Source organism: Streptomyces sp. NPDC003635 (assembly GCF_053587635.1).
On record NZ_JBSFOK010000041.1, the window covers coordinates 32,157 to 51,839 of the forward strand.

At 71.9% G+C, this 19,683-nt stretch carries 15 protein-coding genes and 2 pseudogenes; 12 read left to right on the forward strand and 5 right to left on the reverse strand.

The window, feature by feature from the left end; translation table 11 throughout:
- Window positions 1-282 precede the first annotated feature (282 nt).
- The gene (locus tag ACWDRW_RS30435) at window positions 283-2,430 is read left to right on the forward strand and encodes a SpoIIE family protein phosphatase (protein ID WP_451728448.1); all 2,148 of its coding nucleotides are present in this window, start codon (window positions 283-285) and stop codon (window positions 2,428-2,430) included.
- Between the two features lie 377 nt (window positions 2,431-2,807).
- Here the strand turns inward: ACWDRW_RS30435 and ACWDRW_RS30440 are convergent, their stop codons facing one another.
- The gene (locus ACWDRW_RS30440) at window positions 2,808-4,181 is read right to left on the reverse strand and encodes a S1 family peptidase (protein ID WP_451728450.1); all 1,374 of its coding nucleotides are present in this window, start codon (window positions 4,179-4,181) and stop codon (window positions 2,808-2,810) included.
- Between the two features lie 202 nt (window positions 4,182-4,383).
- Here ACWDRW_RS30440 and ACWDRW_RS30445 point away from each other — a divergent pair, with 202 nt between their 5' ends.
- The 5 genes from ACWDRW_RS30445 (at window position 4,384) to ACWDRW_RS30465 (ending at window position 11,405) form a co-directional block, all read left to right on the forward strand.
- Entirely contained in the window at window positions 4,384-4,797 is a 414-nt protein-coding gene (locus tag ACWDRW_RS30445) for a PaaI family thioesterase (protein WP_451728452.1), read from the forward strand.
- A gap of 477 nt (window positions 4,798-5,274) precedes the next feature.
- Complete coding sequence (locus ACWDRW_RS30450) at window positions 5,275-5,490, forward strand: type A2 lantipeptide (protein ID WP_451728454.1); 216 nt, start codon at window positions 5,275-5,277, stop codon at window positions 5,488-5,490.
- Between the two features lie 74 nt (window positions 5,491-5,564).
- Window positions 5,565-6,368: an HlyD family efflux transporter periplasmic adaptor subunit gene (locus ACWDRW_RS30455; RefSeq protein WP_451728457.1), complete on the forward strand. Its 804-nt coding sequence runs from the start codon at window positions 5,565-5,567 to the stop codon at window positions 6,366-6,368.
- Window positions 6,365-8,587, forward strand: coding sequence for an NHLP family bacteriocin export ABC transporter peptidase/permease/ATPase subunit (locus ACWDRW_RS30460; RefSeq protein WP_451728460.1), 2,223 nt, complete (start codon window positions 6,365-6,367; stop codon window positions 8,585-8,587). The genes ACWDRW_RS30455 and ACWDRW_RS30460 overlap by 4 nt, the downstream gene beginning before the upstream one ends.
- Window position 8,588: 1 nt before the next feature.
- Window positions 8,589-11,405, forward strand: a complete 2,817-nt coding sequence (locus tag ACWDRW_RS30465; protein ID WP_451728463.1) for an NHLP bacteriocin export ABC transporter permease/ATPase subunit — start codon at window positions 8,589-8,591, stop codon at window positions 11,403-11,405.
- Here the strand turns inward: ACWDRW_RS30465 and ACWDRW_RS30470 are convergent.
- The 3 genes and pseudogenes from ACWDRW_RS30470 to ACWDRW_RS30480 form a co-directional block, all read right to left on the reverse strand.
- Window positions 11,405-12,109: pseudogene (locus ACWDRW_RS30470) on the reverse strand (PP2C family protein-serine/threonine phosphatase); the annotation flags it as partial. The gene ACWDRW_RS30465 and the pseudogene ACWDRW_RS30470 overlap by 1 nt on opposite strands.
- An 825-nt stretch (window positions 12,110-12,934) precedes the next feature.
- A pseudogene (locus tag ACWDRW_RS30475) lies at window positions 12,935-13,579 on the reverse strand (caspase family protein); the annotation flags it as partial.
- A gap of 8 nt (window positions 13,580-13,587) precedes the next feature.
- On the reverse strand, window positions 13,588-13,920 hold the full coding sequence (locus tag ACWDRW_RS30480; protein WP_451728466.1) for an effector-associated constant component EACC1: 333 nt from the start codon (window positions 13,918-13,920) through the stop codon (window positions 13,588-13,590).
- Between the two features lie 304 nt (window positions 13,921-14,224).
- On the opposite strand from ACWDRW_RS30480, the gene ACWDRW_RS30485 reads away from it, so the two are divergent.
- The 3 genes from ACWDRW_RS30485 to ACWDRW_RS30495 all read left to right on the forward strand — a co-directional run bounded on the left by ACWDRW_RS30485 (window position 14,225) and on the right by ACWDRW_RS30495 (window position 17,061).
- Window positions 14,225-15,727: an MFS transporter gene (locus ACWDRW_RS30485; RefSeq protein ID WP_451728469.1), complete on the forward strand. Its 1,503-nt coding sequence runs from the start codon at window positions 14,225-14,227 to the stop codon at window positions 15,725-15,727.
- Between the two features lie 97 nt (window positions 15,728-15,824).
- A complete protein-coding gene (locus ACWDRW_RS30490) occupies window positions 15,825-16,847 on the forward strand; it encodes a Ppx/GppA phosphatase family protein (RefSeq protein ID WP_451728472.1) in 1,023 nt (340 codons plus the stop codon).
- Between the two features lie 31 nt (window positions 16,848-16,878).
- Window positions 16,879-17,061, forward strand: coding sequence for a hypothetical protein (locus ACWDRW_RS30495; RefSeq protein WP_451728475.1), 183 nt, complete (start codon window positions 16,879-16,881; stop codon window positions 17,059-17,061).
- Window positions 17,062-17,076: 15 nt separating this feature from the next.
- Here ACWDRW_RS30495 and ACWDRW_RS30500 read toward each other — a convergent pair whose 3' ends face one another.
- Window positions 17,077-17,685 carry a flavodoxin family protein gene (locus ACWDRW_RS30500; protein WP_451728478.1) on the reverse strand — a complete coding sequence of 203 codons (609 nt, stop codon included), beginning with the start codon at window positions 17,683-17,685 and terminating at the stop codon, window positions 17,077-17,079.
- A gap of 74 nt (window positions 17,686-17,759) precedes the next feature.
- Between ACWDRW_RS30500 and ACWDRW_RS30505 the strand changes: the two genes are divergently transcribed.
- From ACWDRW_RS30505 to ACWDRW_RS30515, 3 genes are read left to right on the forward strand one after another with little or no spacing between them, the layout of a single operon-like run.
- The gene (locus ACWDRW_RS30505) at window positions 17,760-18,785 is read left to right on the forward strand and encodes an iron-containing redox enzyme family protein (RefSeq protein WP_451728481.1); all 1,026 of its coding nucleotides are present in this window, start codon (window positions 17,760-17,762) and stop codon (window positions 18,783-18,785) included.
- Between the two features lie 21 nt (window positions 18,786-18,806).
- Window positions 18,807-19,460, forward strand: a complete 654-nt coding sequence (locus ACWDRW_RS30510) for a HemK2/MTQ2 family protein methyltransferase (protein WP_451728483.1) — start codon at window positions 18,807-18,809, stop codon at window positions 19,458-19,460.
- A complete protein-coding gene (locus ACWDRW_RS30515; protein ID WP_451728486.1) occupies window positions 19,441-19,638 on the forward strand; it encodes a CDGSH iron-sulfur domain-containing protein in 198 nt (65 codons plus the stop codon). Before ACWDRW_RS30510 ends, ACWDRW_RS30515 begins: the two co-directional genes overlap by 20 nt.
- Window positions 19,639-19,683: the final 45 nt, after the last annotated feature.

Genomic DNA, 19,683 nt, shown 5'->3' on the forward strand with positions numbered 1-19,683 from the left:
CCCTGCCCAGCGCTCCCTTCCCACCGTGCCCAGCAACCCCCTCGCCCTGCCCAGCGCTCCCTTCCCACCGTGCCCAGCAATCCCCTCGCCCTGCCCAGCGCTCCCTTCCCACCGTGCCCAGCAATCCCCTCGCCCTGCCCCAGAACCTTGCACCCTGCCCAGCACCCCTACCGCCGTGCCCAGCGCCCCCTGCGCCATACCTAGGGACCCCTTCGCCGTGCGGTGAGGGCCGACTAGGAGGAGATTTGATGCCTGGGACTCGTCGCCCGGCCGTGCGAGGAGGTGGTCGGTGTGTCCGACGGGCAACCGTCTTCTCAGGCGCCGGCCTCCGCCAGGACGCGGGTCGGGCGCCCGCTGCTGTCGCTCGCCCTGGCCTCGATGATGGACGAGGTCCACGCCCACTCCGGGGCGGTCTACCTGCTGGGCCCTGACGAGCGGGTGCTGGAGATGGCGGTGATGGCGGGGCTGCCCCGGGCCTTCGCGGCGCCGTGGGAGCGGGTGGGGGTCAGCGCGCCCATCCCGGTGGCCGACGCGGTGCGCGAACGACGGCTGGTGTGGGTCGGCGGCGAGGAGGAGATGGCCCGCATGTACCCGCGGATCTCCGTCGTGCTGCCCTACCCCTTCGCGCTGGCGGCGCTGCCGGTGGCGACCGCTTCCACCGCGTACGGCGCGGTCTTCGTGACCTGGCCCGGCTCCCATCCTCCCGAGCTGTCCGAACGGGAGCGCACCCATCTGACCGCCGCCTGCGACCGGCTCGCCGCCCGGCTGGCGCGCGCCCTGGAGGACAGCGTCCCGCTGCTGCCCGAGCCGGATCTGGTCGGTTCGGCGGCCCTCGCCGGCGCGGCCGGTTCGCTCGGCACCGTGGAGTCGGCGCGGATGGTGGCCCGGCTGCCGTACGGGCTGTGCTCGCTCGATCTGCACGGCCGGATCTGCTTCGCCAATCCGGCGGCGGCCGAACTGATCGGCGTCTCGGTGAGCAAGCTGCTCGGCACCCAGTTGTGGGCGTCGGTGCCGTGGCTCAACGACCCCGTCTACGAGGACCGTTACCGCGCCGCGCTGTTCAGCCAGCAGACCACGTCCTTCGTGGCGCTGCGTCCGCCGGGCGACTGGCTCTCGTTCCGGCTGTACCCGAGCACCACGGGGCTGAGCCTCCGGGTCACCCGGGCCCGGGCGGTGGCGGAGATGAGTCGGGGGCACCGGCCGGCCGCCGACGCGCCCTCACGGCTGGTCACGATCTCGCAGGTGCTGAACCTGGCGGGGGCGCTCACCGAGGCGGTGGGCGTGCAGGACGTGGTGCAGCTGGTCGCGGACGAGATCGCGCCCGCCGTGGGCAGCCAGGCGCTGGTCATGCTCGGGTCCCGGGCGGGCCGCCTGCATGTGCTGGGCCACCACGGCTATCCGGACCCGCACGTCGTGGAGCGGTTCGACGGGCTGCCGCTCACCGAGCGGACCCCGGGCACGCATGCCCTGACCACGGGCGTACCGGCGTTCTTCGAGGACCGGCAGGAGCTGGACCGGCTGTATCCGCTGCGGCACGCCACTCCCGACGGCTTCGCGGCCTGGGCCTATCTGCCGTTGATCGCCTCCGGCCGGCCGGTCGGCACGGCCGTGCTCGCCTACGCGGAGCCACACCCCTTCCCCGCGGACGAGCGGGCGGTGCTGACGAGTCTGGGCGGGCTGATCGCGCAGGCGCTGGAGCGGGCGCTGCTCTACGACGCCAAGCACCAGCTGGCGCACGGGCTCCAGGCGGCCCTGCTGCCGCACTCGCTGCCGCCGCTGCCCGGCATCTCGGCGGCCGCCCGCTATCTGCCGGCCACTCAGGGCATGGACATCGGCGGCGACTTCTACGACCTGGTGCCCCTGCAGGGGCAGGCTGCGGCGGTGATCGGGGACGTGCAGGGCCACAATGTGACGGCGGCGGGGCTGATGGGCCAGATCCGTACGGCCGTACGCGCGTACACCGCCGTCGGGCAGCCGCCCGAGGAGGTCATGCGCAGCACCAACCGGCTGCTGATCGACCTGGGCGCCGATCTGTTCGCGAGCTGTCTGTATCTGCGGCTCGACCCGGAGCACGGGCGGGCCGTGATGGCCCGGGCGGGGCATCCGCCGCCGCTGCTGAAACGGCCGGACGGGCGGGTACGGGTGCTGGACCTGGCCGGAGGCCCGCTGCTGGGCATCGACGACTCGGCCACCTACCAGACGACGGAGGTGGACTTCGCCCCCGGTTCCGTCCTGCTCCTCTACACCGACGGTCTCATCGAATCCCCCGGCACCGACATCGAGGACGCCCTGGCCGACCTCAGCGTCGTCCTCACCGAGACGGGCGACCTCACCCTGGCCGACCTCGCGGACCACCTGGTCGAGGCCTGCGCCATGCCGAGAGGCCGCCTCGACGACGTGGCGGTACTGCTGCTCCGAGCGGAACGCTGAAGGAGGCCGACCGAGCGGGCGGGGCAAAGCCCCCGGCTGCCGCCCCGGGCGGAGGCAGAGCGGAGGGGCCGAGCCCGGTGTGGGACGGAGCGCCTGGCTCGGCTGCCCACGGCCGACGCCGGCCATCGAACGAAGGAGCGGCACGTGACCTGCCGCCCGGCCCGGTTGCCGAGGCGTCGAGACGGTACAAGTCGGCCGAGCCCTGCGGGCGTTCGGACCGCATGACCCGGTTGTCCCTGCGGGGCGAGCCGCGCGCGTCGGCGGTGATCAGCCGGTCCGGACCGCGCGGCGCGGACCGTCGCTCGCCCGGTGCGGTCAAGCGAGTGGCCGGCCCTCCCGCCGAAGGGCCGGCCACTCGGGACTGTGGGGCGGGTGCGTCAGTGCGACTCGTTCATGCCGGCCTCGGCACCCGCGCCGGCGTCCTCGCCGCCGACCTCCTGGCCCGCACCGGCCCCCTCACCGGCGCCGGCCTCTTCGCCCGCGCCGACGTCTTCACCGGCCCCGGCTTCCTCGCCCGCGCCGGCCCCTTCGCCGGCGCCCGCTTCTTCACCGGCGCCCGCTTCCTCGCCCGCGCCCGCTTCCTCGCCCGCGCCCGCTTCCTCGCCCGCGCCCGCTTCCTCGCCGGCGCCGCCAGCAGCGTCGCCCGCTCCGAGGGTCGCGCCGACCGCCTCCAGGGCCGTCGTGACCGGCTGGAAGAAGGTCTCGCCGCCGACCGTGCAGTCGCCGCTGCCGCCGGAGGTCAGGCCGATCGCGAGGCCGTCCTGCGTGAACAGCGAGCCGCCGCTGTCGCCGGGCTCGGCGCAGACGTCGGTCTGGATGAGCCCGGTGACCGTGCCCTCCGGGTAGTTGACGGTGGCGTCGAGGCCGAGGACCTGACCGTCGCTCAGCCCGGTCGTACTGCCCATCCGGAAGACCTGGAGGCCGACCTCGGCCTCGGCGGCCTGGCTGATCTGCACGGTCTGCCCGCCACCGACGTTGACCTCGCTCGGCGCCTCAGTCGCCGGGTCGTCGTACTTGACCAGCGCGAAGTCGCCCGCGCCCGGGAAGGTCGCGGTCTCCGCGTCGACCGTGGCGATCGGCGCGCCGCCCTCCGCGTCCGACCACTCGGCCGCCGCGACCCCGCAGTGACCGGCCGTCAGGAAGGCCGGGCTGCCGTCGCCGGCGGTGACGTTGAAGCCCGCCGAGCAGCGCGCCCCGCCCGCGAAGATGGCGTCGCCGCCGGAGAGGAAGGTCTTGAAGGTGCCCTGGGACTTCTTGATGGTCGCCATGCCGGAGCCGAGGCTCTGCACCGTCGACTCCAGCTGGTCCCACTTGGCGCCGGTGACCGTGGAGTCCGCGGTGACCAGGATCTTGTTCGTGCGCGGGTCGACGGCCCAGGCGGTACCCGGGATCGTCGCCTCGGACTTCAGGGTCTGCGCGCCGGCGTCGAGTTCGTCGAGGCTGTTCTCGACCTCGCGGACCTTCGCGCCCGCCTTCTTCGCCTGCACGATGACGTTGTTGTTGTCACCGGGGATGACGTTGACCACCAGCTGCTGGCTGTCGGCGTCGTAGTACGAACCGGCGAAGGCGTCGCCGAGCAGTCCGGCGAGCTGTGAGGCCAGGTCCGAGGCGTCCGCCGCCTTCAGGGTCCTCGGCGCCGCGGCGTCGTCCGAGGCGCCGTCCTGGGACGCGTTCGCGTTGGGCAGCAGGATCGCGGCCGCTCCGAGCGCGGCCACACCGCCCACCGCTATCGCGGCCTTGCGCTTCGGCATTCGCTTGTGACTCAACCTTCTCGACCTCCTGGGGACGGGGACCGTGCCGCCTTGCGTGGGGCGGCTGTTCGGGGCGCCTGGATGGCCACTGGTACGCACGGGTCACGCGGGGCGTTCAATTCCGTTTCCCCGCGCCCCACTCGGACCACCGATTCGGCCAAGGCCCGCGTCCCCGTCACGATCGCCGGGAACAATCCCCCATATGACGATGACCACCGCTGAAGCCGACAAGATCCTCGCCGACAACTTCGCCCCCTGGGTGCTGGAACTGGGCCTCACCGTGGAGGGGTTGGACGAGCGACGCGCGATGCTGCGTCTGCCCTGGTCGGACCGGCTCGCCCGGGAGGGCGGGGCGCTGTCGGGCCAGGCCCTGATGGCCGCGGCCGACACCGCGACGGTCATCGCCGTGTCGGCGGCGCGCGGTGCCTACGGGCCGATGACGACCGTCCAGCAGTCGACCTCGTTCCAGCGCGCGGTGGCCGGCTCGGATGTCCTGATCGAGGCGGTGGTCACCAAACTGGGCCGCCGGATGGCGTTCGCCGACATCACGATGACCGACGGCGGCACGGGCGAGATCGCGGCCCACGCGAGCACGGTCTACGCGATTCTGGGCTGAGCGGAGACAGCCGTCCGCGCCGACACGGAGGGCACTTGTCTCATCGCGTTCCGTGTCGTTCGCGGAGCGGAATCCTGGCTTCAGCGAATCTGCACATCGAATGCCCAACCAAGTCACCGGGGACCCCACTCCCCCACAACCCGCTACCCCCGGTTACACCATTGGGGCGGGAGTGCCGGATTCGACTCCCGCCCCGCAAGAGCGCGCCCGAGGCGATGCCGTGACGCATGTGAAGAACTCGCCGACAAGCCGTGCGCGCACCCTCACGGATGACCGCTTCGGAGACTCAAGTGCCCTGGTGAGGACAGAGTTTGATTGGAAGCCCGCACCCGCCGCGTGCTTTGATCCATCGCACCGCGGGGGCCGTGGACGGCACCCGGAAACGGGCGCCGGGCGCCTGCGGTTCGCGGCCGTCATCTGTCCCCAGAGGGGGCCGCTCCCCCCTTGTGAGATATCCATACGAAGGGAAGTTCCATCATGAACTCCACCCCCCAGGTTGAGACCGTCGAGATCTCGGACGCCGACCTCGACAACGTCTCCGGCGGCCTTTCCGTGAACGCCCTCGGCACCGTCACCGGCCTGGTGGACGGCATCGCCCCGGTTTCCGGCCTGGTCGACACGGTCGTCGGCACGGTCGAGGGTGCCACCGGCCTGAACACCGCCCCGGTCACGAACCTGGTCGCCGGTCTCTGATCGCACCTTTTGTGACGTCGAGTCCCGGAGCCGCCCCCCGGCTCCGGGCTCTTCGCGTGCCATAAGGAAGTCCCTTGCAGTTCCGCCAACAGGCCCTCGCCAAGCTCCAGTCGCCGGAGGAGCTCGACCTTCCGGTGCGTTTCGCCCGCCCCCAGGGCTGGCTCGCGCTGTCCGTGACGGTCGTCGTCATGGCGGCGGCCTCGATGTGGGCGGTGACCGGGTCGGTGACCTCCACGGTCAGCGCGCCGGCGATCCTGACCCACGGGCAGGGCAGTTACGTCCTGCAGAGCCCGGTCGCGGGCCAGGTCACCGAGGTCCTCGCCGAGCAGGGCGAGCGGCTGCCGGCCGGCTCCCCCGTCCTGAAGGTCCGTACGGCCGAGGGCGAGACCGTCGTGCGCACGGTGGCCGCCGGCCGGGTCACCGCGCTCGCCGCCACCATCGGGCAGATCATCTCGACCGGCGCGAACGTGGCCGCCGTGGAGAAGGTGGCGCACGCCAAGGACCCGCTGTACGCGACGGTGTACGTGCCCGCCGAGAACGCGGCCTCCATCCCCGACGACGCCGTCGTCGACCTCACCGTCCAGTCGGTGCCCACCCAGGAGTACGGCGTGCTGCGCGGCCATGTGACATCGGTGGACCGCTCCGCCCAGTCCGCGCAGTCCATCACCTCCTTCCTCGGCGACAGCCAGCTCGGCGAGCAGTTCACGAAGGACGGCAGGCCGGTGGCCGTAGTGGTGCGGCTCGACAAGGCGGCGACCAAGAGCGGCTACCGGTGGTCCTCCGCCGACGGCCCGCCCTTCTCCCTGACCTCCATGACCCTGGCCGACGCCTCGGTGCGGCTCGCCGACCAGCGTCCCGTCGATTGGCTGCTGCCGTGAGCACCGCCCAGGACACCCGGGGCCGGCGTCGCGCCGCCCCGCCCAAGCGCCCCGTGCCCAAGGGCCGGGCGAAGACCGTCCGCACGCCCACCGTGCTCCAGATGGAGGCCGTCGAGTGCGGCGCCGCATCCCTGGCCATGGTCCTCGGGCACTACGGCAAGCACGTCCCGCTGGAGGAACTGCGCATCGCCTGCGGCGTCTCCCGCGACGGCTCGCGCGCCAGCAACCTGCTCAAGGCCGCCCGCGGTTACGGCCTGACGGCCAAGGGCATGCAGATGGACACGGCCGCCCTCGCCGAGGTGAAGGCCCCGGCCGTGCTCTTCTGGGAGTTCAACCACTACGTCGTCTACGACGGAATGGGCCGCCGCTTCGGCCGCCGCGGCGTCTACGTCAACGACCCCGGCAAGGGCCGCCGTTTCGTGTCGATGGAGGACTTCGACGGCAGCTTCACCGGTGTCGTGCTGGTGATGGAGCCCGGCGAGGGCTTCAGCAGGGGCGGCCGCAAGCCGGGGATCCTCGGCGCCATGCCGGCCCGGCTGCGCGGCACCGCGGGCACCATGCCCGCCGCGGTCCTGGCGAGCCTGCTGCTGGTGGTGGTCGGTGCGGCCGTGCCCGCCCTCAGCCGCACCTACATCGACATGTTCCTGATCGGCGGCCAGACCTCGCTGCTCGGCGTACTGTTCGCGTCGATGGCCGCCGCCGTGCTCCTCACGGTTGTCCTGACCTGGCTGCAGCAGGCGAACCTGCTGCGCGGCCGGATCATCTCCTCCACCCTCTCCAGCGCCCGCTTCCTGCGTCATCTGCTGCGGCTTCCGGTGACCTTCTTCTCCCAGCGCAGCCCCGCCGACCTGGTCCAGCGCCTGCAGTCCAACGACGCGGTCGCCGAGACCCTGGCCCGCGACCTCGCGGCGGCGGGCGTGGACGCGGTGGTCGTCGTCCTCTACGCGCTTCTCCTCTACACCTACGACCCGCAGCTCACCTTCGTCGGCATCGGGGTCGCCCTGTTGAACATCGCGGCGATGCGGGTGGTGATCCGCCTGCGCGCCACCCGTACGGCGAAGCTGCGCGCGGACAGCGCCCGGCTGACCAACACCGCCTACACCGGCCTGCAGCTGATCGAGACGATGAAGGCGACCGGCGGCGAGGACGGCTACTTCCGCAAGTGGGCGGGCCAGCACGCCACCACCCTGGAGGAGCAGCAGCGCCTCGGGGTGCCGAGCGCCTGGCTGGGCGTGGTCGCGCCGACGCTCGCGACGCTGAACAGCGCGCTGATCCTGTGGATCGGCGGCCTGCGCGCGGTCGAGGGCCACATATCCGTCGGCCTGCTCGTCGCCTTCCAGGCCCTGGTCACCCGCTTCACCGCGCCACTGACCCGCCTGAACGGCGTCGCGGGCCGCATCCAGGACTTCGCGGCCGACGTGGCCCGCCTCAAGGACGTGGAGAACTTCCAGGCGGACCCGCTCTACGACCGCCCCGGCGGCGCCGACTCCACGCGCCGGCTCCAGGGGCACGTGGAGCTGCAGAACATCAGCTTCGGCTACAACCCGCTCGACCAGCCCCTGCTGACAGGCTTCGACCTGACCGTCGGCCCCGGCCGGCAGGTCGCCCTGGTCGGCGGCTCGGGCAGCGGCAAGTCCACGGTCTCCCGGATGATCTCGGGCCTGTACACGCCCTGGGAGGGCGTGATCCGCATCGACGGGCAGCGTCTGGAGGACATCCCGCGCGGCGCACTCGCCGCCTCCGTCTCCTTCGTGGACCAGGAGGTCTTCCTCTTCGAGGGCACCGTCCGCGACAACGTGGCCCTGTGGGACCCCTCCATCCCCGACGACGCGGTGATCGAGGCACTGCGGGACGCGGCCCTGTACGACGTGGTGACGCGCCGCCCCGGCGAAATCCACAGCCGGGTCGAGCAGGACGGCCGCAACTTCTCCGGCGGGCAGCGTCAACGCCTGGAGATCGCGCGGGCGTTGGTGCGCCGTCCGAGCATCCTCGTCCTGGACGAGGTGACGAGCGCGCTGGACGCGGAGACGGAACTCGTGGTGATGGACAACCTGCGCAAGCGCGGCTGCGCCTGTGTGGTGATCGCGCACCGGCTGAGCACCGTGCGCGACAGCGACGAGATCGTCGTACTGGAGCACGGCACGATCGTGGAGCGTGGCCGGCACGAGGAGCTCGTGGCGCGCGGCGGCGCGTACGCGGCGCTGGTCAGGGAGCGGTGAGATGACCTCCGTACACGAGGGTGACCTCGTTCTGGACGCGCTCGGCCAGATGGGCACGCGCATCGACTGCGCCGGGTTCAACCGCCTCGATCTCGAAGGCCCGCAGGTGCTGTGGCTGGTGGCGTCCGGCGCGGTGGACCTGTTCGCGGTGGACGCCCGACAGCAGGGCCACTGGCACCACCTGGGCCGGCTCGAGGCGGGCTCGCTGCTGCTCGGTCCGGTCGCGGGCCCGCAGCACACGCTGGTCGCCCGCCCGCTCAGGGACTGCGTGGTGCACCGCGTCGGGCTGCGCGAGCTGTACCAGCCCGCCCCCACCCAGACCTGGTCCTACGACGAGTACGGCAATCCGCGGTACGTCCCGCCGACGACGAGCCCGCTGGAGTACGCCCTCGCCCTCGGCGTCGGCCGCAGCCTGTCCATCCTCTTCCAGGCGCCGATGGCCGGCGAGCGGGCCGCCGCCATCACCGACGACGACGTGTTCTGGATGCAGGTGCCGCCCGGCAGCGTCCAGTACGGCTCCCTCTACGGCCAGGAAGCCGCCGCCGACCTGCTGATGGACCCGGCGGTCTGGCAGAGCATGGTCGACCAGCAGTACCGCCTGCTGACCACCCTGGACCGCTGGATCGAGCAGCTTGAGCGCACCCACGAGACGCGCACCGCGGCGGGCATCAGGGCCGGTGAGGCGGTCCGCGCGCAGGCCGACCGGACGCTGCTGGCGTCGATCGGCAAACGGCCGGGGCAGCGCACGACGGCCGCGGACGCGGACGCCGGCTACGCGGCCTGCAAACTGGTCGCCGAGGCGGCCGGGATCGCGCTCGCCGAGCCCGCGCGGAGCGGCACCGAGAGCGAACGGCTCGACCCGGTCGAGCGGGTGGCCCTCGCCTCCCGCGTCCGTACCCGGGCCGTGCGTCTCGACGGCACCTGGTGGCGGGACAACGTCGGCCCGCTGGTCGGCCACCGGGCCCTGTCCGGAGCGCCGGTCGCGCTGCTGTGGCGGCGCGGCGGCTATGTCGCCGTCCATCCGGCGACAGGCCGGGAGACCCCGATCGAGAAGGCCAACGCGGAGGAGTTCGAGCCGCGCGCGGTGATGTTCTACCGCCCGCTGCCCGACCGTGCGCCGAGCCCGCTGAGGCTGCTCCGTTTCAGCATGCGCGGCACCGGCGGGGACCTGACGAACCTGCTGATCAGCGGGCTGGTGACGGTGGTGATCGGGGCGCTGGTGCCGATCGCGACGGGCAAGGTGCTCGGTGAGTTCGTGCCCAGGGCGCAGACCGGTCTGATCGTGCAGGTGTGTCTGGCGGTCATGGTCAGCGGCGTGGTGGCGGCGGCCTTCATGCTGCTGCAGAACCTGACCATCCTGCGCCTGGAGGGCCGCATCGAGGCGACCCTCCAACCGGCCGTCTGGGACCGGCTGTTGCGCCTGCCGACGAAGTTCTTCACCGAGCGCTCCACGGGTGAACTGGCGAGCGCGGCCATGGGCATCAGCGCGATCCGCAGGCTGCTGGCGGGAGTCGGCCCGACGGTCGCCCAGTCGGTCACGGTCGGCGCGATGAACCTGGGCCTGCTGCTGTGGTTCAGCGTCCCGATGGCACTGGCGGCGATCGGCGTGCTGGTGGTGATCGCGGCGGTGTTCCTGGGGCTCGGACTCTGGCAGGTGCGCTGGCAGCGGCGGCTCGTGGTGCTCGGCAACAAGCTGAACAACCAGGCCTTCCAGACCCTGCGCGGACTGCCCAAGCTGCGGGTGGCGGCGGCCGAGAACTACGCGTACGCCGCCTGGGCCGCGCAGTTCGCGCGCAGCCGGGAACTCCAGCAGAGGGTCGGCCGGATCAAGAACCTCACCGCCGTGCTGGGCGCGGTGTATCTGCCGCTGTGCACGCTGCTGATGTTCATGCTGCTGGCGGGTCCGGCGCGCGGGTCGATGTCGGCGGCGGAGTTCCTCACCTTCAACACCTCGGTGACGATGCTGCTGACCTCCGTCACCCAGCTCACCGGCGCCGCCGTCTCCGCGGTGGCCGCGCTGCCGCTGTTCGAGGAGATCAAGCCGGTGCTGGACGCGACCCCGGAGGTCCGCACGACGAGCACCCGACCGGGCCCCCTGACCGGGGCGGTCGAGGCCCGCCGCCTGTCCTTCCGCTACTCCGACGACGGCCCGCTGGTCCTCGACGACGTGTCCTTCTCCGTCCGTCCGGGCGAGTTCGTGGCGATCGTGGGTCCGAGCGGCTGCGGCAAGTCCACCCTCCTGCGCCTGCTGATCGGCTTCGACAAGCCGGTGTCGGGCAGTGTGCTGTACGACGGCCAGGACCTGGCGGCGCTTGACCAGTCGGCGGTACGCCGTCAGTGCGGTGTCGTCCTGCAGCACGCGCAGCCGTTCACCGGCTCCATCCTGGACGTCATCTGCGGCACCGAGCCGTACACCCCGGAGGAGGCGATGGCCGCGGCGGAGATGGCGGGGCTCGCCGAGGACATCAAGCGGATGCCGATGGGCCTGCACACGCTCGTCTCGGGCAGCGGCGCGATCTCCGGCGGCCAGCGCCAGCGCCTGATGATCGCCCAGGCCCTGATCCGCCGCCCGAGGATCCTCTTCTTCGACGAGGCGACGAGCGCGCTGGACAACGAGACCCAGCGAACGGTCATCGAGAGCACCAGGTCCCTCAACGCGACACGCATCGTGATCGCGCACCGCCTGTCGACCGTCCTGGACGCCGACCGGGTGATCGTCATGGAGGACGGCAAGGTGGCCCAGGAGGGGACCCCGGGGCAATTGCTGGCGGACACGGGCGGGCGGTTGCACGAACTGGTGCGACGTCAGTTGGCGTAGAGATCGGTCTGGTTCTCGGCTACAGCGCCGATGATGACGGGGGTGTCCGAGAACTCGGCGTCGCTGCTCCTGATCGGCAGGAGGTCGGCGAGGATGCAGGAGATGTTTCCTGGACCGCCGCCGCGCAGAGCGAGTTCCACGAGGGCCCGCACGGTCTCATGGGGAGACTGGTAACTCGCGAGGCACTCTTCGATGGTCGCTCCCGACACCACATCACTCAGCCCGTCGGTGCACAGCAAGTACCGGTCGCCTGCCCGTGCTTCGCGCAGGGACAGATCCGGATCGGCTTCCTCGGTCGTGCCCAGGATCCGGGTGTGGTCCTGGGTGAGCTGTGTCAGCGCCCCGTCCCGGAGAAGATAGGCGCGTGAGTCACCGAAGTGGACGAGCCCGAGTCGCGGTCCGGCCCACACCATCGCCGTGAGCGTGGTCTTCATGCCGCGAAGTTCCGGGTCCTCCTCGGCCATCGTCGCCAACTGCCGTTGCGCCCTCCGGACTGCGGCATGCAGTGGGGTGAGCAGGTCGGACGAGTCAACTATGTCGTCGTCCAGTTCGACGAGGGACGCGATCACCTCCGAACTGGCCACGTCGCCCGCCGGCCCCGACCCCAGTCCGTCCGCCAACGCCAGCAGGCGGGGGCCCGCGTAGCCGGAGTCCTCGTTCTTCACCGGGATCATGCCCTTGTGCGATCCGGCCGCGAAGCGCATCCACAGGTTCCCCGAGACCGTCTCAGGGTCGGCCCGCGGTGACCCTGCCACTGCCGGTTCGGAGCGCGTAGCCCGCCCCCGCAGGCCGTAAAGTGCCCGCCACAGCTCACCGGCGCTGTCGTACCGCTCGGCGCGATCGGCGGCCAACGCCTTGTGGACGACGGCGTCGACCTCGTACGACGTCGGCGGCACGGCATCCGCGAGCAGGGCCCACAGCAGACGGCCCGCCTCCAGCAGGTCGTCGTGGCCCTCGGGCGCGTCTCCGAGGTCGACGACCTTGACGTGGTTCTCGGGGGTGAACACGACGCTCTCCGGATCGAGCCGCCACCCGAAGACGCCCCGTCCATGGGCGTGTTCGAGGACTCCGAGTAGTTCGGCGACGACGGCGACGACCCATTCGGGATGGTTCTGCCGCCGCCTGACGTAGCTGCCCAGCGTCTCTCCGGCAACGGACTCGGTGACCAGGTAGGGGCAGGGAACGTGGTCACGGCGAGTGGTGCCGATGTCGTGGAGCACGGCCACGAAGGGGTGCCGGAGACCAGCTCGCGCCTTGGCCCGTCGGCGGAATCCGGCCGCGAGGCCCGCGTCGGCCGCGGCCTCGGGACGCATCATCTTGATCAGCACTGGCCGGTCGAGCTCCAGGTCCCGGGCCTCGTGTGTCTCGGTCGCGGCGTCGGCTTCGAACACCGGGCCGAGCTCGTACCGCTCCGCCAGCAGTCGGCCCGCGGGCATCGGCGCGTACGCCCTGTTGCGGAAGATCGGCAGCTGCCCCGCTGAGTTGCGTACCCGTTTCTGCGGCAGCGGGAAGGACCGTGCCCGGCAGGCGTCGGCCAGCTGCTGGAACACCGTGTCCAGGGGCAGCAGTTCGGGGCCTCCCGGAATGCCACGGGTCAGCAGGTCGATGAGCTCGCCGGTGAACGCGGTGTGGCGGGCGCCAGGCGGGGCGACCGCCTGGGCGGACTCCTCGGCGGACGCGATGAGGTATGTGCCCTCGATCACGGCGCCGTTGGCCACCGCGGACTGGGCGTCCGCCATCATGCCCAGTGCCCGGCCGCTGTAGCAGCAGTCCAGGATCACGATCCGCCGTTCCACGCGCAGCCCCAGCAGCTCCTGGCTCAGCCAGTAGTACGGCATGGAGGTGTCGGGCCGTCCGACGAGGGAACCAGGCAGGCCCAGCCAGAGGTCGCCCCGGTTGGGGTCGATCAGGCCGTGGCCCGCGTAGTAGACGACCAGGGTGTCCAGGCTGCGGTCGGCCGTCTCACGCAGGGGCGCGAAGGCCGCGGTGGCGCTGTCCGGCTCCAGCACCACACGGCAGTGCTCCTCGGACAGCCCCCACACCGCCGGGTCCCGGAGCTGGACCGCGAGGTCCCTGACGTTGCCCCGGACACCCGGCAGGGGTGCCAGGTGCTCGTAGTCGCTCACGCCGATCAGCACGGCGGCGGACCTCTCGCGCGCGGCCTCGGTGTTCATGGGCCCGTTTACCGGTCGAGCGCCGCCAGGAGCCTGGCGGCGGTCTCAGGGTCCTGACCCGACAATGTGACCTTGATGCCGTCCCGCTCGAAGGTGACCTCCGGCGGCGCCGGGCGCGTGGCGCGCCAGGCGGCCCAGGCCAGGGCGAGGTTGCCGAGCTGGAATCCGCTGTCCAGCACGAGTTGGACGACGTCGAGGGCGCCTCCCATGCGACCGGGAAGGGGCTGCTCGGCCAGCACCTCCACGCGCGCATGGCGCCGCACGTACGAGTCGTCCCGCAGCCACAGATACAGCGACCGCAGTTCCGCTTCGTCCGCCGTGCTGGTGATGGCGATATCCATGGCTCCTGGTCCCCCGTTCAACACGCATGTGCTGACACATTGGCACAACGCCAGGCAAACACGCAGGGGTTCCGCCTCACAGACCACCGCCTCGCGCCGTTACTCCCCTCCACCCCGCCCGATGATCGCACCGCCGGTGTTGCCGCGCATCAGAGGTGATCACGGTGAGGGCGTCCGCCAGGTCCTCGGCGGCCCCCAGCGAAACGTTGCCGTTTCGCTGAAACTGTTCTAGCCTCGATGTGTACGAAACCGTTTCGTTCAGGATGTGGCTCGTCCGAACGACGTTCCCTGGAGTGGTTTCCCCATGCCCGACAAGACCCTGACCGACAGCGCGCCCGTGCGCGCCGCCGAGGCGCCGCCGGCCGCCTCCGCCAAGCGCTGGTGGATCCTCGCGATCGTCGCCGTCGCGCAGCTCATGGTGGTGCTGGACGCCACCATCGTGAACATCGCCCTGCCCTCGGCCCAGGCCGACCTCGGCTTCTCCGACGGCAACCGGCAGTGGATCGTCACCGCCTACGCGCTGGCCTTCGCCTCCCTGCTGCTGCTCGGCGGCCGGATAGCGGACCTCTTCGGCCGCAAGCCCGCCTTCCTGATCGGCGTCATCGGCTTCGCCGGGGCCTCCGCGCTCGGCGGCGCCGCCACCAGCTTCGAGATGCTGGTCACCGCCCGCGCGCTGCAGGGCGTCTTCGGCGCGCTGCTCGCACCGGCCGCCCTCTCCCTGCTCAACACCACGTTCACCGACGCCCGGGAACGGGCCAGGGCCTTCAGCGTGTACGGCGCCATCGCCGGCGCCGGCGGCGCGGTGGGCCTGCTCCTCGGCGGGGTGCTGACCGACGCCCTGGACTGGCGCTGGACCCTGTACGTCAACGTGCCGATCGCCGTGATCGCCCTCGTCGGCGGCTGGATGCTGCTGTCCAACCACCGGGACGCCGCGAACTCCAAGCTCGACGTGCCAGGCACGATCCTGGTCGCCGCCGGACTGTTCTCCCTGGTCTACGGCTTCTCCAACGCCGAGACCCACGACTGGGGCTCCCCGCTGACCTGGGGCTTCCTGCTCGCGGGCGGAGCGCTGCTGGCCGCGTTCGCCTGGTGGCAGACCCGGGCCGCGCACCCGCTGCTGCCGCTGCGGATCCTGCTCGACCGCAGCAGGGGCGCCTCGTTCCTCGCCGTACTGATCTCCGGCGCGGGCATGTTCGGTGTGTTCCTCTTCCTCACCTACTACCTCCAGCTCAATCTCGGTTTCAGCCCGACCAAGACCGGTGTGGCGTTCCTGCCGATGGTCGCCGCCCTGATGGTGGCGGCTCAGCTCGGGACCACGGCGCTGCTGCCGCGGATCGGCCCGAAGGCCCTCATTCCGCTGGGCTTCGGCATCGCCACGGCCGGCATGGCCTGGCTGACCGGCATCGGCATCGGCTCGTCGTACCTGAGCCATGTGCTGCCGCAGCTGATCGTGATCGGGTTCGGCCTCGGCCTGGTGATGCCGACGACGATGCAGCTGGCCACCGCCGGGGTGGCGGCCGAGGACGCCGGAGTCGCCTCCGCGACGATCAACGCCATGCAGCAGGTGGGCGGTTCGATCGGTACGGCACTGCTGAGCACGCTCGCCGCGAGCGCGGCGACGGACTACCTGGCCGGCCACGACGCCACCAGCAAGGTGGTCCAGGCCCAGGCGACGATCGAGAGCTACACCACCGCCTTCTGGTGGTCGGCCGGTCTGTTCGCGGCCGGAGCGGTGATTTCCTTCCTGCTCTTCCGCCGCGGTGTGCCGGAGCAGGACGCCAACGCCGCTCCCGTCGTGCACATGTGACCGGATCCGGTCACCCCGAGCCGCAGAAAGGCCGCCGTCCGCAGGGAGACGGCGGCCTTTCGTTCGATCGGCCGGAAATCGGGGTACTCACGGCGCCATGCGAATCAGCGTGGTGGATGTGGGCTCGAACACGGTGAGGCTGGTGGTGGCGGACGCCAAGGACGGCGTACCGCTGCCGGTGCACACCGCCAAATGGCGGCTACGGCTGTCCGAGTACGTCAGACCGGGGGACGCGATTCCGGAAAAGGCCGTCGAACAGCTGGTGGGCGCGGTCGCCGAGGCGAGCCGTACCGCGCGCCGCTGGCGCGCGGCCGAACCCCTCTCCTTCGCCACGGCCGTGGTGCGGGCCGCCCCGAACCGGTGCGAGGTCCTGAGCACGGTCCGGGCGCGCACGGGCGTGGACCTGTGCACCCTGCCGGGCGAGCTGGAGGCCGAGTTGACGTTTCTCGGGGCGCGACGGTGGATGGGCTGGCGGTCGGGGCCGCTCGCACTGGTGGACATCGGCGGCGGCTCGCTGGAGGTGGCCTTCGGCCGGGGCCGACTGCCGGACTTCGCGGCCTCGTTGCCGCTCGGCGCGGCCCGGCTGACCCATGAGTTCTTCGACGGTGACGATCCGCCGTCGGCCCAGCAGGTACGGGCGCTGCGCCGCAAGGTGCGCCATCAACTGCGGGACGTGGCGGCCAGGATCCGCTGGGAGGGTCCGCGCACGGCGGTGGCCACCTCGCGGACCTTCCAGCAGCTCGGCCGGCTGTGCGGGGCGGCGCCCGGACGCGACGGCCCGTTCACGGAACGCCTCATGCACCGCCGCGACCTGCGCGGCGCCATCGAGCGGCTGGCCACGCTGCCCGCCGCCGAACGCGCCCGGCTGCCCGGCATCTCCGCGCCCCGCGCCGCGCAGAGCCTGGCCGGAGCGGTGGTCGGGCACACGGTGATGAAGCTGACCGGCCTGCGCACGGTCACCGTCTGCCCCTGGGCGATCCGCGAGGGAGTCCTGCTGCGGCACATCGAGGACGGTGCCTCCTGGTGGAGCAGCGTCGCCCGCGTCGAGGGCGAGCCGCCGCCCGGCCCGGTGCCGCTGCGCGTCGCGGGAGGGTCGGACGTCGCGGGCGTGACGAGCTGAGGGCCGAGCGAACGACGAGGAAGGAAGACTCATGAACGACGAACGCAAGGCCTCACGTCAGGAGCCCGAGACAGCTCGGGAGGAGGTCCTGAAGGAAGTGGCGGACGCGGAGCAGCGGACCCGCGACTCCGCCGAGCGGCGCCGCCGCAGGGGTGAGGCCGCCGACGCCATCACCCCCAACACCCGGGCCCAGGAGGAGTCCGAGGGCGACTGAGGACTCTGGCGCGCGCTACGACGGCGGCGGTCCCACCGGCCGCTCCGCGAGGGCGCGCGCCACGCCGTACAGATTCGCGGCCATGGCCCGGCCGGTGCTGTGGGACCACTCACGGCCCCGTTCCTCGTCGAGGTAGTCGGGGCCGGCTCCCGGTCCCAGATGCCAGTAGGTCCAGGCCTGACCGGGGATCGTGTAGCCGAGGTCGGCCAGCGCGCCCGAGATCTCGCTGATCACGTGGTGCGCGCCGTCCTCGTTGCCGGTGACGACCACCCCGGCGACCCGGTTGTAGGCGACGGGCCTGCCCTCGTCGTCGGTCTCGGACAGCAGCGCGTCCATCCGCTCCAGCACTCGCTGGGCCACCGACGACGGCCGACCCAGCCAGGTGGGCGAGGCGACGACGAGGATCCCGGCGTCCATCAGCCTGGCGTGGACCCCGGGCCAGTCGTCGCCCTCGCGCACCGCCTCGGTGGTGACGCCGGGCTCGATGGTGAGGTCGACGGCGCGCACGACGTCGACCGCCACGCCTTCCTTCGTCAGCCCCTCGACCACGACCTGCGCGAGGGCCTCGGTGTTCGACGGTTCCGGGGACCGCTTCAGGGTGCAGTTGATCACTAGTGCCTTCATGCCGCTCCGGAGTACCCCGCTGGGCCGACTCCACGCGAACGGGTGGCCCCGCGCCGTCCGGGTACCCGGCGCGCATGAACCACGATCAGCGGGCCCCCCGCCTGCCGACCACCCGAGGCCCCCTCTCCGAGGCTGTCGTCCGATACCTGCGCGACGCGGGACCCCTACCGGGCGACGGCGACCTGGCGGGCGCCGACCCCTACGGCGACGATCTCCAGCTGGCCCTGTACCTCTGCTACGAACTGCACTACCGGGGCTTCGCCGGAGTGCCCGCCGACCGGGAGTGGGACCCTGACCTGCTGCGCACCCGCGCGGCGCTGGAACACCGCTTCCTGTCCGCCCTGCACACGGACGCCCCCGCGCACGACAGCGTGGAGGACGCGCTGGCGGACCTTCTCGTCGAGCCGGTCGAAGGCACGGGATTGAGCCATTTCCTCAGCGCCGAGGGCGAGTTGTGGCAGCTGCGCGAGTACGCGGCACTGCGCTCCCTGTACCACCTGAAGGAGGCCGACCCGCACGCCTGGGTGCTGCCCCGGCTGTGGGGCCGCGCGAAGTCGGGGATGGCGGCGGTGGAGTTCGACGAGTACGGCGGCGGCCGCCCCGAGCGGGTTCACGCCCGCCTGTTCGCCGACCTGATGACGGACCTCGGTCTGGATCCGGCGTACGGTCACTACCTGGACGCGGCCGGCGCGGAGACGCTGGCCACCGTCAACCTCATGTCGCTGTTCGGGCTGCACCGGCGGCTCCGGGGCGCCCTCGTCGGCCACTTCGCGTCCGTGGAGATCACCTCCTCCCCCGGTTCGCGGCGGATGGCGGAGGCGATGCGCCGCACCGGGGCGGGACCCGCCGCCGAGCACTTCTACGACGAGCACGTCGAGGCGGACGCGGTGCACGAGCAGGTCGTACGGCACGACGTGATCGGCGGTCTGCTCGACGAGGAGCCGCATCTGGCGCCGGACGTGGCCTTCGGCATCGACGCCACCGGCCATCTGGACGACCGGCTCGCGGAGCGGCTGCTCGGCGACTGGCGCGCGGGCCGGTCGTCCCTGCGCGTGCCACTCGGATCACAACAGATTCCTGAAATACCCCTTATCTCCTGATCGCCCGGGTACCCGGTCGCCGTGAACTTTCTGGTGCTACCGGGCGTCTACGCCCCACAAGAGGACACCGAACTGCTGGCCGACGCCCTCGCGGACGAACCGCTGCCGGCCGCCGCGGAGGTGCTCGACGTCGGCGCCGGCTCCGGCGCCCTGGCGCTCCGGGCGGCATGCCGCGACACGCGCGTGACCGCCGTGGACGTGTCATGGCGGGCGGTGCTGACCATGAGGCTGAACGCCTGGCTCACCGGTCTCCCGTTGCGGGTGAGGCACGGCAACCTCTTCGCACCCGTGCGGGGACGGTCGTACGACCTCATCCTCGCCAATCCGCCCTACGTGCCGACGCCTGCCGCGGACGCCGAGCCGCGCGGAGCCGCCCGGTCCTGGGACGCCGGGCACGACGGGCGTCTCGTCGTGGACCGCATCTGCCGGGAGGCGCCCGCGCTGCTGCGGCCCGGCGGGGTCCTGCTGATGGTGCACTCGGCGCTCAGCGGTCCCGGCCTGACCGTGGAGCGGCTGCGTGCGGCCGGACTGAAGGCGGCCGTGTCCCAGCGGCGCCGGATCCCCTTCGGTCCGGTGCTGCGTACACGCGAACAGTGGCTGCGGGACGAGGGACTGCTGTCCGCGGCCGAGGAACGGGAAGAGCTGGTGGTCGTCCGTGCCGAACGCCCCGTCTGAACCGCCCCGCCGGATCAAGGTCCAGCGCCAAGGCCCGCTGCTCGTGGAGGGGCCCGTCGAAATCGAGCTGGAGGACGGCACCGTCGTCAGCTCCGACCGCTTCCAGGTGGCCCTGTGCACCTGCCGCCGCAGCCGGCGCTATCCGTGGTGCGACACCAGTCACCGGAAGAGGTCCTGACGCCCGCGATGAGTTCCGGGGCCCGGCGGAGTCCAAGAGTGCAGC

Coding starts and splice junctions, on each gene's coding strand:
- ACWDRW_RS30440 (WP_451728450.1), bottom strand. CDS start 4,181: ATGCCGAAGCGCAAGGCCGCGATAGCGGTGGGCGGTGTGGCCGCGCTC.
- ACWDRW_RS30445 (WP_451728452.1), top strand. CDS start 4,384: ATGACGATGACCACCGCTGAAGCCGACAAGATCCTCGCCGACAACTTC.
- ACWDRW_RS30450 (WP_451728454.1), top strand. CDS start 5,275: ATGAACTCCACCCCCCAGGTTGAGACCGTCGAGATCTCGGACGCCGAC.
- ACWDRW_RS30465 (WP_451728463.1), top strand. CDS start 8,589: ATGACCTCCGTACACGAGGGTGACCTCGTTCTGGACGCGCTCGGCCAG.
- ACWDRW_RS30480 (WP_451728466.1), bottom strand. CDS start 13,920: ATGGATATCGCCATCACCAGCACGGCGGACGAAGCGGAACTGCGGTCG.
- ACWDRW_RS30485 (WP_451728469.1), top strand. CDS start 14,225: ATGCCCGACAAGACCCTGACCGACAGCGCGCCCGTGCGCGCCGCCGAG.
- ACWDRW_RS30490 (WP_451728472.1), top strand. CDS start 15,825: ATGCGAATCAGCGTGGTGGATGTGGGCTCGAACACGGTGAGGCTGGTG.
- ACWDRW_RS30495 (WP_451728475.1), top strand. CDS start 16,879: ATGAACGACGAACGCAAGGCCTCACGTCAGGAGCCCGAGACAGCTCGG.
- ACWDRW_RS30500 (WP_451728478.1), bottom strand. CDS start 17,685: ATGAAGGCACTAGTGATCAACTGCACCCTGAAGCGGTCCCCGGAACCG.
- ACWDRW_RS30505 (WP_451728481.1), top strand. CDS start 17,760: ATGAACCACGATCAGCGGGCCCCCCGCCTGCCGACCACCCGAGGCCCC.